This window comes from Campylobacter concisus (genome assembly GCF_003048985.1).
Classification (GTDB): Bacteria; Campylobacterota; Campylobacteria; order Campylobacterales; family Campylobacteraceae; genus Campylobacter_A; species Campylobacter_A concisus_AY.
On the sequence record NZ_PIRS01000002.1, the window covers coordinates 176,139 to 191,391 of the forward strand.

Genomic DNA, 15,253 nt, shown 5'->3' on the forward strand with positions numbered 1-15,253 from the left:
GTGAAATTTCTAGCATTTTTGGCGTTATTTTTTGGGCTCTCTTACACGCTCTTAGCGGCGCACTACCTTAGCTTTGACCGCAAAGTAAAGCAAGATGAGCTAAGAGAAATTTCAAAGATAACAAGGGCAAATTTAGCTTCTAGCTTTAGCCTAAAAGAGCAAAAGGGCTTTGTCTATGATAAGTAGAAATTTCATAAACTACGCCGTGATACTGCTTTTTAAAGACAAAAAGGATTATCTTTTTAGCTTTTGCCTCTTTGCGCTCATTATCTTTGTGCTAAGCTCGGTGCTTTTCATCTCTGGCTCGATCCAGCATGATCTTATAAGCTTAGTAAAAGATAGATCAAGCATCGTTGTTAGCGCCTTTCGTGCTGGTAAAAACGACCTCATGCACCCTGGCTACATCTATGATATCTCAAAGATCGATGGCGTGGCTGAGGTTAGAGGCGTGGCGGAGGGAGAGTACTACTTCGTGCAAAAGCGCGTCTGGTTTCATCTATATGAGGATGATAGCCTAAAAGAAGATGAGATGATCGTAGGCGAGGGCGTAAAAGCTGCTATGAACGAGCTTTACTACGACGAGAGCTTTAACTTCTTAACAGAAGAGCGCATGATACCAGTAAAGATAGTAAAAACCATGCCAAAACAAAGCGCTCTTATCTCAAATAACGCCATATTTTTGCATCCAAAAACCTTGCGAGCTATCTTAAATTTAAAAGATGAAGAATACACAAAGCTCTATGTCGATGTGCCAAATAGCGAAGAGATCAGCCAAGTGGCTTTAAAGATAGAGAATTTATATCCAAACTCATTTGCTCTTAGCATAGAAGATGAGGTGGCAAACATTAGGCATCTTTACTACTATAAGGGCGGAATTTTTATGAGCATCTATGTTAGCGTTATGCTAATATTTTTTGTGCTACTTAAAAACCAAATTTCACTTGCTTATGGCAGTAAAAAGCGTGAGATAGCCATTTTGCGAAGTATCGGCTTTTGTATAAAAGATATCATATTTTTAAAATTTATACAAAATTTCATCGTTAGCGTTAGCGCCTTTTTGCTTGGCGTTATGTTAGCTTATATCTTTGTATTTGTTTTAAATGCTCCATTTTTAAAGGGGATATTTTTAGGCGACGAGCTTTTAAATTTTACAAATTTCACGCCTATTTTGGAGTTTGATAAGCTCTTTTTGATCTTTGTCTTTGGCGTCATACCATTTTTAGCATTTGTGCTTATCCCATCGTGGCGTGTGGCGTGTGGCGACATAAATGAGGGGCTAAAATGATAAACATTAGAGGCGTTAGCCTAGTCTATAACCAAGGCAAACAAAATGAGTTTTGCGCTCTAAAAAATATAAATTTAGATGTTAATAACGGCGAGTTAGTGATACTAAAAGGCGTTAGTGGAAGTGGTAAAAGCACCCTACTCTCGCTCATCGCCCTACTTCAAAAGCCAACTAGCGGAGAAATTTTGATAGATGGCACTAACATCGCAAAGCTACCTGACGCGTTTTGCTCTGAGTTTAGACACAAAAGGCTTGGACTTGTCTTTCAAAATTTTAACCTCATCGAGGGTTTAAGCGTCTATGAAAATTTGTTAGCTCCGTTTGCTCTAACAAATTTTAAAGCAAACGTGCGTGAAGAGATGATAAAAAAGGCTCTTGAGCTTGCAAACATCTCTCACAAAAGAGATGAAAATGTATCAAATTTAAGCGGTGGCGAGCGCCAAAGATGTGCGGTGGCTAGGGCTTTGTCAATGGACGCTGACATCATTTTGGCTGATGAGCCAACGGCAAATTTAGATAGGCAAAATGCCCGTGCGTTTTTGGGTTTGCTAGAGTCATTTAAGGCGCTTAAAAAAAGCGTTATAGTCGCCACTCACGATAGCATTTTTGACGAGCTAAGCGCCACAGATAGAGTTGTTAGCCTGCAAAATGGAGAGATAGTATGAGTGTATTTTTATCAAACGCCGTTATCGCCTTTTTGTTAGCGGAGTTTGTGCTGTTAGTTTTGATGAGTATTTCGCTATTTTATGTCGTCAGGATCGTGAAGTCGTGGGATTATAACGCACTAACATCGCTTCAATACTCACTTGAGAAGCAAAACTACCTTGTAAATACGATCTTGCTCTTTAGCGTCTGCACAAAGATCGTTTTGTTTATATTTTTCGCACTTTGTTTAAACGAACTCTCTGACATCGTGCCAGGGGCTATGTGCTCAGCTGGCGTGATCGGCTCAAATAAATTTGGCGGCATCTTGATGCTCACTAAAATTTTGCTGATATTTGGGCTTGGTATCTGGCTAGTTATAAACAAACTCGACTTGCAGGCTCTAAATTTCCCTTATCTAAAGAAAAAATATGCCATTTTCATCTGCCTTTTTGTGATGATACTAATAGAGCTTGGCATAGAAATTTCGTTTTTTTATAGCATCCCGCTAAAGGTGCCAGTCTTTTGCTGCTCGGTCACTTTTCAAGCTCCAAAGCTACCATTTGGCTATACAAATTTTGGCTTAGTAAGCGCCTTTTTTGTGCTATTTTTTGTCATTTTGGCGCTAAATTTCTTAAAGCAAAGCATGGCAAGCTTTGTGGCAAATTTGCTATTTTTGGTGCTTAGCTACTACGCTATCACCTACTTTTTTGGGCTTTATGTTTACGAGCAGCCAAATCACAAGTGCCCATACTGCATGCTAAGAAGCGACTATTTTTACGTTGGCTACCTCATCTGGGGCACTTTGTTTTTGGGCATTTTTTACGGCCTTATGCCATACCTTGTGGAGATCATCACAAAGACAAACTACTCGCACAAGCTTAAATTTTCATCGATCTGGCTAAGTATTTGCGTGCTGGTCTGCTCGCTTTACGTGCTCAAATACTATTTGTTAAGAGGATTTTTATTTTGATAAAGCAAATTTTTTCTCTTTGTTTGTTAGCTCTAGTCTTAGCCGTGCTCGCCTATAATGCCGACATAAGCGATGATAAAATTTTAGTACTAAATAACGGCAAATTTGAGCCCATAGAGCAGCTAACGCCAAATAAATTTATATGTTATGAGAGCAGAACGCTCATCGCTGATAACAACGACACAGCACAGGCCGTCATGCCAAATGGCGACATCTACTTTTTCAACGACATCACAAATTCTTTCATCTGGTATATGGCGCAAAAGAGCAAAGATAAGATCAAACTGTTTGTCTATTCAAGAGATACAAACCGCTACATCCCAGCGCAAGATGCCTGGTACTCGAGGGTCGATATCACACCGATGGGATACGGCATAGGGGCGTATGAGTTTCACACTTACGGCATAAACGACAACTACTTTAAAGAGGTCTTGCTCTACGCAGCACGCGGCGAAACGCTCATAAATCCATATATAAACATCCTACTTTCAGAAAATAGGATATAAATTTAGAGAAGCTCTAAATTTGTTAGAGCTTACTAGATTGTTTTTAGTATCAAGGTGCTATTCGTTTAATTTTTTGTAAAAATCGCATCCTGATTGAAACCCTAATTTGCAAGCCTTACCAAAATATTCTTTTGCTATGTGATAGTCTTGTTTTGCGCCTTTGCCTTTTAGATAAAAAGCTCCTAAATTAAAACAACCGCGATTGTATCCATTATTGCAAGCTTTTTCATACAATTCTGCTGATTTACTGTAGTCTTGTTTTACACCTTGACCGTTTTCATATAAAATTCCTAAACTAGAACAGCTATCACTAACTCCATCATCACAAGCTTGTTTGTATAGATCGGCTGCTTTATAATAGTCTTGTTTTACACCTTGACCAATATTGTATAAAATCCCTAAATTGTAACAGCTAGTGCTATATTTGTCACTGCAAGCTTTTTGCCATAATTGAGCTGCTTTATAATAGTCTTTCTCTACGCCATGACCGTTTATATATAAAACTCCCAAATTATGGTAGGCTTGGGCAACATTGCCATCACAAGCTTTTTTGTATAGTTTGGCAGCTTTGGTATAGTCTTGCTCTACTCCTTGTCCTCTTTCATAAAAACCACCTAGATTATAGCAACCAGTAGCATCTTTACTATCACAAGCGTGTTTATACAAGGCGGCTGCTTTATTATAGTCCTGTGCCACACCTTGACCGTTTTCATATAAAGTTCCTAAATTAGTGCAACTATCAATATTTCCATCATTACAACCTTTTTGCCATTGCTTGGCAGCTTTATCAAACTCGCCTTTATTATAAGCTTCAACCCCAAGCTCAAAAAGATCTTCGCAAAAGCCAGTGGTTAGTAATATCACAGATAAAAGAACAGCCTTTTTCATTTTTTCTCCATTTTACAAATTCGTAGTTATTGTGGTCTGGCCTACCTCTTTGTTAGAGAAGCAAGCCTAATGTTAGTATCTAACGTTATTAACTTTCAAAAAGTCTCTTAGGTCTTCGTATTCGCTATTTTCGAAGTAGCGCCATTTGCCAGGCTTTAGCATATCAAGGCTAATTCGCCCAAAGCTAACACGTTTTAGATCCATCACTTCAAGATCAAAGTAGCCAAAGAAGCGGCGAAGCTCCCTATTTTGACCCTCATTGATGATGACCTTTAGTTTTGTATAGCCGCCGCTTGAGCCAAAGACTTTGTAGGCTAGAAATGGCTTAAATTCCATTGATTTTATAGTGGTTTTTGCGTGCGCGCCTTTGGTGGCATCCTTGGCGAAAAAACCATTTGTCATCGCCTCTATCACCTCTTTTGTCACCTCACCTTTTACCTTTAGGTAGTATTCGCGCTCTAAGTCGCTATTCATGAGCGCTGTGGCGATCGCTGGAGCGTCAGTTAGTAAAAGTAGCCCCTCGCTTGCGTAGTCTAAGCGTCCCACACTAACAAATTTTGCAAATTTCTTATCTAACGTGTCGTAGATCGTCTTTCGTCCGCGGTCATCTTTTTTGCTAACTAGCTCGCCCTTTTGTTTGTGATAAACGATAACTGTAAATTCCTTCTTTAGCTTTATCAAACGGCCATTTATGCGCACTTTGTCATCTTCATCCACGCTTGTAGCAAGGTCGCTAACCACACGCCCTGCTATGCTAACCTTGCCAGCTTTTATCAGCTCATCTGCCTCACGGCGTGAGTAGTTTGTGTTATGTGAGATAAATTTATTTAGTCTTGTTTTTTCCATTTTATAGTCCTAAATTTGCAAGGTCGTGGATGTGTAAAACGCCCACAGGCACGCCATTTTCTACGACAGCTAGAAGCTGAATTTTATACTTTTCTATTAAAGCTAACGCATCTACGGCTAACATCTCTTTGTCATTTATCTCTTTTGGATGCAAGGTTGCAAATTTCATCGCTGGCTCTTCTAGGTCAAAGTCCTCTCTCATAAGCGCGCGCCTAAGATCGCCGTCACTTAAAAGAGCGTCTAGCACGCCATCTTTATCGACGATGAGAACAGTGCCAAGCTTGCCATGTGTCATCGTATCGATCGCGCTTTTTAGGCTTGCATTCCAGCGGACTATCGGTAAATTTTCGCTTCTCATCACGTCTTTGACCTTTAAAAATAGCCTCTTACCAAGGCTGCCACCTGGATGAAAATTTGCAAAGTCCTCTTTTTTAAAGCCCCTTTTTTGCATCAAACAAACAGCTAACGCATCGCCAAGAGCTAACGTTAGCGTGGTTGATGCCGTTGGGGCGGCATTTAGCGGGCACGCCTCTTTCTCTACCTTTATATCTATAAAAGCGTCGCTAAATTTACCAAGCGAGCTTGTCTTGCTTCTTGCCATAGCGACGATTTTCACGCCAAATCGCTTTACATGAGGCAAAATTTTGATAAGCTCATCGCTCTCGCCACTAAAACTAATGGCTAACAAAACATCGTCTTTTTCTATCATGCCAAGGTCGCCATGCATGGCCTCTGTCGGATGCAAGAAAAAGCTTGGCGTGCCAGTGCTTGCAAGCGTAGCAGCGATCTTTGCGCCCACGTGACCGCTCTTGCCCACGCCTGTTACTATGACTTTGCCTTTTGCGTTATATATCAAATTTACAGCATCTTCTATCTCTACGCTTTTAGCGTGTCTTAAAAGCTCGTTTGCTTCTATCTCTAAGACTTCAGCGGCGATTTGGTTCATTGTCTGCATAAATTTCCCTTACATTAGATAGATGATCGGCACGATAGTTGGGTACTTTTTGACCTTTCTAAATATGTGCTTTCTGATCACTTGGCGCACTTGTGACTCGAGTAGTCTGCTATCTTTCAAAAGCTCCTCTTTGACGTTGCTTAGATACTGCTCTAGCACGCCCTCCATCTCTTTTCTAAACTCGGCGTCTTGCTTGTCGCCCACAAGGCCGTAGCTGATGACGCGAGGTTTGTTGATGAGCTTTGCGCCGTGACGTGAAATTTGAGCGATTATCATGACGACACCTGCTTCGGCGAGGTTTTGTCTGTCGATGACGACGTCGTCTGCGATTTGTTTATTTATTTGATTGTCTATGAAGACTTTGCCAGTTTTTACCGTTTTTACACGTTTTAGGTACTTTTGACAAACCTCCATCTGATCGCCGTCGCTCATTAGATAGATATTTCGCTCATCCACACCACAGCTAATGGCTGTCTCTTTGTGCTTTGCGATGTGGTTGTACTCACCATGCACTGGCAAGAAAAATTTTGGTTTTATGAGGCGAAGCATCAGCTTTTGCTCTTCTTGCGCTGCGTGGCCGCTGACGTGGATCTCGCTAAAATCTTGGTAAGCGACGCTCGCACCTGATTTTAGTAAGAAATTTAGCACCGTTGAGACGCTGTTTTCGTTGCCTGGGATCGCTTTTGAGCTGATTATGATCTGATCGGTCGGCTTTATCTTTATATATTTGTGCTCGTCTGTCGCCATGCGGTAAAGCGCACTCATGGTCTCGCCCTGGCTGCCAGTAGTGACGATAAGCACCTCATCATCTTTAAATTTACCAACCTCGTTTGCATCGATAAAAATTTTCTTATCGAGCTTGATGTAGCCTAGCTCCATCGCAGTGTATAAATTTCTCTCCATTGATCTGCCGATGACACAGACTTTGCGGTTGTATTTTAAGCCCCATTCGATCGCTTGATAGACGCGGTGGATGTTTGAGCTAAATGTGCTCATTATGACGCGGCCTTTTGCTTTTGAAAATATCGCGTCAAAGGTCTTGCCAACGCTACTTTCGCTCTTCGTAAAGCCCTCTTTGTAGCTGTTTGTGCTATCGCTTAACAGACAAAGCACGCCACGCTCGCCATAATACGCTAGTCTACCAAGGTCTGTTGGGTAGCCATCTATCGGCGTGTGGTCTATCTTGAAGTCGCCTGTGTGGATGATCGTGCCAGCCTTTGTCGTGATCGCAAGTGCGGAGGCGTCGATGATAGAGTGCGTGATGTGTATCCACTCTACCTCAAAGTCACCTATGAGATATGGTTTTCTTTTTTCGACCGATCTAAAGAGTGAGCGCTCTTGTTTTAGTCCGTGCTCTTCAAATTTATTATTTATCATGCCAAGCGGAAGCGGTGTGGCGTAGATAGGAAATTTAAACTCTTTGTAAAAGTAAGGCACCGCGCCGATGTGATCCTCGTGTGCGTGAGTGATGATGACACCTTTTATCTTATCTTTTATCTTGCGAACATAGTCAAAGTCTGGGATGAGGATATCCACGCCGTGCATGCTCTCGCTTGGAAAGCTCATGCCGATATCAACGATGATAGCGCTAGTTTCGGTCTCAAAGACGGTCATATTGCCGCCGATCTCGCCAAGACCGCCAAGTGGAGTTATGCGAATTTTATGCTCGCTTGAGTTTAGATATTTTAGTGGCTCAAGTCTTAGCTCGTGAGTGGCTTTGTTTGCCTCCATCGCGCTTGCGATATCTTGTTGCCACTGCTCGTTGCCATTTAGCTTTGCGGGTAAATTTTTCTTTGGTTTTTTAGCCTTTTTTGGCTTCTCTTTTTGCTCTTTTGCCTCGTTTTTAGCTTCAGCTTTTGGCTCTTGCTTTGGCTTTTCTTTTTGCTGTTTTTGCTCTTTTGGCTTATTGTTTTCGCCAGTTTTGTTTTGATTTTTGTTATTTCTTTGCTTTTTTGGGCGAGGATTTTGACTCTTTGGCTCGGCGTGTGTTTCATTTTCAACCTGCTCTGCTGCAAAGAAGTTATCTATCACGCTTTTGCTTGCTAGTGATGTTTGCTCGGTAGTTTCGCCCTCTTGTTTTGGCTTATTTTTTGGTCTAAATCTTCGTCTTTTATTGTTTTTACTTTGATTAGTTACAACTTTCTCTTCGTTTTTGTCGTTCATTATCTTCCTTTAATATTTCAAATACTTTTAGATAAGAATCGACATCTAGTTCGTGTGGACGTAAATTTTGAGCTAAGCCTAGGTCTTCAAAAATTTCTTCTAACGCCTTTTTGTCAAAATTTGTGGATAAATTTTTAAAAAGCGTCTTTCTTGGCGAAGCAAACGCAGCTCTTAAAAATGCTTTAAAAGCCTCGTATTGTTTTGCATCTTTGAAAATCCCGTCTTTGCCAAAAATCTTTTTTGTTTTTTGTAGTTTGATGACTGAAGATGTGACCTTTGGAGGTGGATTAAAAAGCTTTGCATCCACATCAAACAAAAGCTCGCACCTGCCTTGAAGTGAAGCGAGGATCGATAAAGCGCTAAATTCTTTATCCTTGCTCTTTGCACTAAATTTAAGAGCAACCTCTTTTTGTATCATCACAATAAGCCCAAGGCATTTTTCGTCATCTATTGCATTTAGTATCATCTTCGTAGCAACGTAATAGGGCAAATTTGCGACTAAAAAGTAGTTCTGGCTACTTAGCCCGCCCTCTTGCTGCCACTGCTCTAAAGCATCTTTACAAAAAAGTTTTAATTGTCCATTTTGGATCTCATTTGCAAATTTGACCTTTAAAATTTGAAACAGCTCACAATCTATCTCAAAAGAGGTCGTCTTATAAATTTGCAAAAGTCTAAATGTCAAATCACCTAAGCCAGGCCCAATCTCAACGACGTTTTCTACGTCCTTGGGTATCGCTTGGATGATCTTATCTAGTGTCGCTTTGTCTTGTAAAAAATTCTGTCCAAAGTGCTTTTTTGCCTTTATCATAGCCGCGATATTAGCCAAAAATTACTTATACAATGATTACAAGTTTAGTTTAATCATATATAAAATGGATTATAATCACTAAATAACAACAAAATAAGGCGCAAATTTGAGTAGGGCAAACACCTTAAAATACTTTTTATTATCACAATATTTAGAGCCAAAAACCTTAGACGAGCCAAAAAAGACAAATAGCAAATTTAAAAAATCAATGGACCTTGAGATCGCAAATTTTGATGAGAAATTTATGCAAATTTTAAGAGCATTTGACAGATCACTTTTAAAAAATGGTGTAGAAATTTCTATTTATGGCGGCATTTTTGAGACGGACTTGCTCGCTCTTGCGGTATCAAAGCTAGCAAAGGTGAAATTTGAAAAAGAGCAAATTTTAGAGGAGCTACGTTCTGAACAAACGAGCTTTGAAAAGGCATTTTGTTATAAGCTTAAGCTCTCTGGTGATCTACTCTTTTGCAAAAATGAGCAAAGTTTTGCTCTAAAAGATGCAAATTTAGATGATGAGCTAAGCCCATTTTTAACGCCAAACTCCTCAAATGAGCTCTTTATACCAACGGCTCCTTGGGCGATGGTGCGCCTAAACCACCTAAAAGAGATCAGCCAAAATGACTTTAACAAAGAGTGCGAGCACATCAAGGATAAAATTTCTATCCACAAAGAGAAAATGAGGCTTAGCGACTATGTAAAAGCGGTGCATGAGGAGATAAAAAACTCGCTAAAGACGCCATTTTGTAAAGACGTGATCAGGCTTGAAGTAAGGATCGCTGATCCAAATTTTAAAGAGAACGACGCCCTTTTAAATAGCTTTTTTATAGATGATATAAATTTACTTATCAAATTTTATGAGTCAGGCAGGACGCACGAGCTGACGGATCAGTTTTTAGACGAGGGCAGTGAGAATAAATTTGAGAGGATTGATGTTAGAGATGAGCTAAATCAAAGGGCGGTGAGGGACTTTTTTAAGGCTGAGCGCTACCCAAGATCAGCCTTTGCGAGTGATTTTGCCTTAAATTTCTCGCAGCAAATGGCGCTAAATAATATCATAGAGAAATTTAAAGAAGGTAACGGCGGGATTTATAGCGTAAATGGCGCTCCAGGCACGGGTAAAACGACACTTTTAAAGGACGTGATGGCTGAAGTGGTGACGCTTAGGGCGATGAAGCTTGCGCAAATGAGTAGGCACGATATCTTTGAGCCAGTTTATGACAGTGACGAAAAGGCGCTTTATTTTAGGCTAAATGACGAGCTACAGGGTTTCGAGATGGTCGTTAGCTCTTGCAATAACGGCGCGGTTGAAATTTTGAGCAAGGAGCTAAGCCAGCTAAAAAGCATAGGGGGTTATGCGGGCGAGATTGATTATTTTAAATTTATAGCCACAAGGCTGCTCTCGGCTGATGAAAAGAGCAAATATGGCGAGAAGTCCTTTATCTCAAAGCCAGCTTGGGGGCTTTTTTGCGTGGCGCTTGGCTCAAAGCAAAACAAGTCAAATTTTGTTTTTAACGCAATTAACGGCGTAAAGATCGAGCCAACTCACAGCCAGTTTGACAAGATCGCAAGCGAATACGGCGAGTTTTTGGAGCAAGATGGCTTTTTGATGGGGCTTGGCAAGTACCTTGCGGTGGGCGAAGGTGTAGATGACTTTGACGTGGCAAAGGAGAAATTTAACCTTGCACTTCACGAGGTAAATCTGCTTTTTAGTGAGATCAGGATCAAGGAAGAGGAGCTAAAGAGCCTAAAAAGTGAGCTGGCTGACGTCGATAGAAGGCTAGAGAGCTATAACTCAGCCAAGCAGATAGAGGAGCTTTTATCTCCGCTTGAGAGTGAATTTACTAGCGTTAGTGGCGAGCTTGAAGATAAAAAGGCTGAATTTAGCGAGCTAACAAGAGTTGTTAGTCAAAATGAAGCGTTGCAGGAGTATCTAAGCACACCAGAAAAGCCACCATTTTTTCTCTTTCAGCAGATTTTTAAGACAGAGGCCTTTGAAAAGTATAACGACGAGGCACTAAAAGTTGGCGAGATAAACCGCCAGATAGCCGAGCAAAATTTAAAAGCTAGCAAACAAAATGGCGAGAGTAAAGAGAAAAACGAAGCAAGGCTAAATGAGCTAAAAGACGAGATAGCGGGTCTTGAGAGCAGGGCAGCGGAGCTAAATACTAAGATAAATCTCTACAAAAGGCTACAAAGCGACTTTTCTAGACGTCAAAAGATACTTGGCAGGAGCGAGGAGCTAGATATCTATCTAAACGGCAGCTTTAGCGAGAGCAACGAAGAGATGCAAAAGAGTATGCCATTTATGATGGAATTTGGCATAGACCAGAAATTTCACAAGACGAAGCTTTTTAAGGCTAGGATAGAGCTTTTTAAAGAGGCGCTAAATTTGCACAAAGCTGCCATTTTTGCCTGCAAAGAGGCTGTTAGGACAAATTTACGTGCCCTTAGCGTTATCTTTAACGATGAAAAGATGGCTGAGAAAAACGGCTTAGAGGCAAAGCATAGACGTGAGATCATCAAGGGGCTCTTCTTGCTAACGCCTGTTGTTAGCTCGACTTTTGCCTCGTTTAATAACACCTTTAAAGACCTTTTAAATGGCGATATAGGCATGCTTTTGATAGATGAAGCAGGGCAAGCAAATTTAACTAACGCGTTAGGCGCCTTGCTTCGTTCAAAGATGGCTGTGGTAGTAGGTGATCCACTCCAGCTTGAACCAGTAGTAACGCTACCAGTTAGTTTAAATAACGCGATACTTAGCTACTGCGAGGCAAAAGAGGAGTTTAACTTGCTTAAATCCTCTGTGCAACTAAGAGCCGACAAAGCACAAAACATCGGCACATATATAAAAGGTAGTGGCGATAGTATCTGGGTCGGCTCACCACTGATCGTGCATAGAAGGTGCGCTAACCCTATGTTTGAGATCTCAAATGAGACTACCTACGATGATATGATGATACTTGGCAGAAGCGCGGCTAGTAAATTTGCAAACACTAACGTGCAAACAAAGTGGATAGATGTTAGAAGTGAAGAGTGGATAGGCAACTACAATAAAGCCGAGGGCGAGGTGGTTAAAGAGCTCTTGGCAGGCGAGCTAGCTGGTGAGAAAAATAACATCAGGATAATAACGCCATTTAAAGATGTTTGTAGAAATTTAAAAGGTGCTGGCACTATCCACACTATGCAGGGCAAAGAGGCTGATGTTATTGTATTTGTGTTAGGGGGAGCTACAAATGGCGCTAGAGCATGGGCTGCTAGCAAGCCAAATCTGCTAAACGTGGCGCTAACAAGAGCAAAAGAGGTTATTTATATAGTTGGAAACCGAGAAAATTGGGCTAGTTTGCCATATTTTGAGGTGGCAGCTAGAAAGATAGACAAAGGATAAATTTGAATCATTTTGCAAAACGCATAATCCCGTGCCTCGACGTAAAAGATGGCAGGGTCGTAAAAGGTGTAAATTTTGTTGGACTTGTCGATGCTGGAGACCCAGTCGAGATAGCTAAAAGATACAACGACGAGGGTGCTGACGAGCTTTGCTTTTTGGATATCACAGCCTCTCACCTTGGCCGTGATACGATAGTTGATGTGGTAAAAAAGGTCGCAAGCAAGCTTTTTATACCCCTAACCGTTGGCGGAGGCATACGCACGATAGATGATATCTCTCGACTTTTAAATGCGGGCTGCGACAAGGTGAGCCTAAACTCATCAGCGATAAAAGATCCAAATTTGATCGACGAAGCGGCTAAGAAATTTGGCTCGCAATGTGTCGTCGTAGCGATCGACGCTAAAAAGATCGAAAATGGTTATAGCGTTTTTATAAATGGCGGCAGGATCGATACCAAAAAAGATGCCTTTGCTTGGGCAAAAGAGGTCGAGTCGCGTGGAGCAGGGGAGATATTACTAACGTCTATGGACAACGACGGCGTCAAGCAGGGCTTTAGTCTGGAGCTGACAAAGATCTTTAGTTCGCTTTCTATACCGACTATCGCAAGTGGTGGCGCTGGCAAGATGGAGCATTTTAAAGATGCTTTTGAAGCTGGGGCTGATGCGTGTTTGGCGGCTTCGATATTTCACTTTGGCGAGATCGAGATAAAAAAGCTAAAAGAGTATCTTAAGGCAAATGGCATTGAGGTCAGGCTTTGATGTTAGTTATCTCAGCTGGAAAAAACGAAATTTTTGACTTTGCCTTGCCGATGGGGGTGGGGCTAGTCGATATGGCGATAAATTTGACAAAGTTTTTGCAAAAAAGATCGTGTGTGGGAGCAGATGAAAAGAGTATAAATTTAAAAAACATTGATCCACACTATCTTGCAAAGATCGAGGCTAAATTTGCAAACTCATCAAACCCAGAGCTGCAAAATCTAAGCCAAAATTTATCAAAAAATCCCGAGCGAAATTTATATCAAATGCCAGAAAAGATAGTTTTTGTTGGTTCGGCAGGTCTATATAAAGATGGTGAAATTTTGCAAATTTATGAAAGCTCGGTTGGGGCAAATATTGAAATTTCTAGCATAGAAAATAGATCTTATTCGCCTATCGAGTGTGAAATTTCTTCTATCGTTTCACGTGGAACTATCAAAATAAATTCATCAAATTTCATAACGACAGACAAAAATTTGGCTCATAAGATGTTTGAAAATGGATATTTTTTAGAAAATATGGAGTTTTTTTCTGTTCTAAAAGTGGCTCAAATTTTTAAAATTCCAGCTTATGGAATTTTCGTAGCGACAAATTTTTGTGATGAAAATGCGCATGCTGATTTTATAAAAAATCACTCTGCTGCTAAAGAGCTACTAACAAAATATGTAAAGGAAAATATGTGAAAAATTTGCTTGATCTTAGCATCGAAGAGTTAAAAGAGCTAGTCTCTCCCTCTTTTAGAGCGACGCAAATTTATGAGTGGGTATATAAAAAAAATGCGACAGAATTTAGCCAAATGCTAAATTTACCAAAAGATATGCGTCAGGATTTGGCTGAGAAATTTTATCTTGATCCTCTAAAATGTGTGAAATTTGAGCAAAGTAGTGATGGCTCGATCAAGTATCTTTTTGAGCTAAAAGATGGTCTAAAGATAGAGAGCGTTTTGTTACCGATGAAAGAGGAGATTAGCGACGAAGATGGCAAGATCAGTCGCCATGCTCGTTATACTGTTTGTGTTAGCTCGCAGGTTGGTTGCAAAATGGGCTGTGCTTTTTGCCTAACAGCAAAGGGCGGGCTTGTTAGAAATTTGACTGCAGGCGAGATAGTAGGGCAAATTTTATGGATAAAAAGGGAAAATAACATACCATACGAGAGGCGCATAAATGTCGTTTATATGGGTATGGGTGAGCCACTTGACAACCTTACTAACGTTAGTAAAGCGATCAAAATTTTAGCTCTAAATGAGGGTCTAGCCATATCGCCACGCCGCCAAACCGTTTCAACTAGCGGCCTTGGCAGCCAGATAAAAAAGCTTGGCGAGATGGACCTTGGTGTCTTGCTGGCCATATCGCTACATGCTGTTACTAACGAGCTTAGGAGCCGCCTGATGCCGATAAATAAGGCGTATAATATCGAGGCTGTTATGGACGCTGTTAGGGGATTTCCTATCGATATGCGAAAGCGTGTAATGTTTGAATATCTTGTTATCAAAGACTTAAACGACAGCGTTAGTGATGCGAAAAAGCTGGTTAAACTGCTACATGGTATCAAGGCAAAGGTAAATTTGATCTATTTTAACCCGCATGAAGGTAGTGAGTTTGGACGGCCTGAGCTTACTAGCATGCTAAAATTTCAAGAATATCTAAGGGATCATGGCGTCACTTGCACGATCAGACAGAGCAAAGGGCTTGATATAAGTGCGGCTTGCGGACAGCTAAAACAGCGAAATGAAAATCCAAAATTCAGAGCTAACGTTAGCGATAAGAACACAGCTAAAACAGAAGAAAAACCGACTAACGATAAAACTAACGTGAGTAAAAAATGACAGCTCTTGATATCGCCGAGATAATTTTTATAGTGCTGGTTGCTGGTGTTGGACTTGGACTTATCATAAAAGTTTTGAAAGAAGAAAACAAAACTTCAAAATAAATTCTAAAAATTTGGCATGAAATTTTGTGTGAAAAACAAAAATACAAAGTTGATTGCCAAAATTTAATTCACAATGCGGTGACACTAAAAATCTAATTCTATTTTTCAATAAAAACTC

Annotated in this window: 14 protein-coding genes; 9 read left to right on the top strand and 5 right to left on the bottom strand. The window is 40.6% G+C overall.

Translation table 11 applies throughout. From position 1 onward, the window contains the following. Genes CVS91_RS02280 through CVS91_RS02300 form a run of 5 tightly spaced genes read left to right on the top strand, consistent with a single transcriptional unit; the run spans window position 1 to window position 3,406 of the window. Window positions 1-186, top strand: a complete 186-nt coding sequence (locus CVS91_RS02280; protein WP_107830022.1) for a hypothetical protein — start codon at window positions 1-3, stop codon at window positions 184-186. Beyond that, a complete protein-coding gene (locus CVS91_RS02285) occupies window positions 176-1,285 on the top strand; it encodes an ABC transporter permease (protein ID WP_107830024.1) in 1,110 nt (369 codons plus the stop codon). Before CVS91_RS02280 ends, CVS91_RS02285 begins: the two co-directional genes overlap by 11 nt. After that, entirely contained in the window at window positions 1,282-1,950 is a 669-nt protein-coding gene (locus tag CVS91_RS02290; RefSeq protein WP_107830026.1) for an ABC transporter ATP-binding protein, read from the top strand. The genes CVS91_RS02285 and CVS91_RS02290 overlap by 4 nt, the downstream gene beginning before the upstream one ends. After that, window positions 1,947-2,900 carry a hypothetical protein gene (locus tag CVS91_RS02295; protein ID WP_107830028.1) on the top strand — a complete coding sequence of 318 codons (954 nt, stop codon included), beginning with the start codon at window positions 1,947-1,949 and terminating at the stop codon, window positions 2,898-2,900. The genes CVS91_RS02290 and CVS91_RS02295 overlap by 4 nt, the downstream gene beginning before the upstream one ends. Beyond that, entirely contained in the window at window positions 2,897-3,406 is a 510-nt protein-coding gene (locus CVS91_RS02300) for a hypothetical protein (protein ID WP_107830030.1), read from the top strand. Before CVS91_RS02295 ends, CVS91_RS02300 begins: the two co-directional genes overlap by 4 nt. 57 nt (window positions 3,407-3,463) lie before the next feature. Here CVS91_RS02300 and CVS91_RS02305 read toward each other — a convergent pair whose 3' ends face one another. The 5 genes from CVS91_RS02305 to rsmA all read right to left on the bottom strand — a co-directional run bounded on the left by CVS91_RS02305 (window position 3,464) and on the right by rsmA (window position 9,066). After that, a complete protein-coding gene (locus tag CVS91_RS02305) occupies window positions 3,464-4,294 on the bottom strand; it encodes a tetratricopeptide repeat protein (protein ID WP_107830032.1) in 831 nt (276 codons plus the stop codon). A 72-nt stretch (window positions 4,295-4,366) separates the two neighbouring features. Continuing rightward, complete coding sequence (locus tag CVS91_RS02310) at window positions 4,367-5,140, bottom strand: pseudouridine synthase (RefSeq protein WP_021087059.1); 774 nt, start codon at window positions 5,138-5,140, stop codon at window positions 4,367-4,369. A 1-nt stretch (window position 5,141) separates the two neighbouring features. Beyond that, a complete protein-coding gene (locus CVS91_RS02315) occupies window positions 5,142-6,095 on the bottom strand; it encodes a KpsF/GutQ family sugar-phosphate isomerase (RefSeq protein ID WP_107830034.1) in 954 nt (317 codons plus the stop codon). A 9-nt stretch (window positions 6,096-6,104) separates the two neighbouring features. After that, complete coding sequence (locus CVS91_RS02320; RefSeq protein WP_199906218.1) at window positions 6,105-8,258, bottom strand: ribonuclease J; 2,154 nt, start codon at window positions 8,256-8,258, stop codon at window positions 6,105-6,107. Then, window positions 8,224-9,066: a 16S rRNA (adenine(1518)-N(6)/adenine(1519)-N(6))-dimethyltransferase RsmA gene (gene rsmA, locus CVS91_RS02325; RefSeq protein WP_107830157.1), complete on the bottom strand. Its 843-nt coding sequence runs from the start codon at window positions 9,064-9,066 to the stop codon at window positions 8,224-8,226. The genes CVS91_RS02320 and rsmA overlap by 35 nt, the downstream gene beginning before the upstream one ends. Before the next feature lie 106 nt (window positions 9,067-9,172). Here rsmA and CVS91_RS02330 point away from each other — a divergent pair, with 106 nt between their 5' ends. Genes CVS91_RS02330 through rlmN form a run of 4 tightly spaced genes read left to right on the top strand, consistent with a single transcriptional unit; the run spans window position 9,173 to window position 15,031 of the window. After that, a complete protein-coding gene (locus CVS91_RS02330) occupies window positions 9,173-12,451 on the top strand; it encodes a DEAD/DEAH box helicase (protein ID WP_107830036.1) in 3,279 nt (1,092 codons plus the stop codon). A gap of 2 nt (window positions 12,452-12,453) precedes the next feature. Continuing rightward, window positions 12,454-13,209 carry an imidazole glycerol phosphate synthase subunit HisF gene (gene hisF / locus CVS91_RS02335; protein ID WP_107830038.1) on the top strand — a complete coding sequence of 252 codons (756 nt, stop codon included), beginning with the start codon at window positions 12,454-12,456 and terminating at the stop codon, window positions 13,207-13,209. Continuing rightward, window positions 13,209-13,889 (top strand): purine-nucleoside phosphorylase, encoded by a 681-nt coding sequence (locus CVS91_RS02340; protein ID WP_107830039.1) that lies wholly within the window; start codon window positions 13,209-13,211, stop codon window positions 13,887-13,889. The genes hisF and CVS91_RS02340 overlap by 1 nt, the downstream gene beginning before the upstream one ends. Continuing rightward, a complete protein-coding gene (gene rlmN / locus CVS91_RS02345) occupies window positions 13,886-15,031 on the top strand; it encodes a 23S rRNA (adenine(2503)-C(2))-methyltransferase RlmN (RefSeq protein WP_107830041.1) in 1,146 nt (381 codons plus the stop codon). The genes CVS91_RS02340 and rlmN overlap by 4 nt, the downstream gene beginning before the upstream one ends. Window positions 15,032-15,253 lie beyond the last annotated feature (222 nt).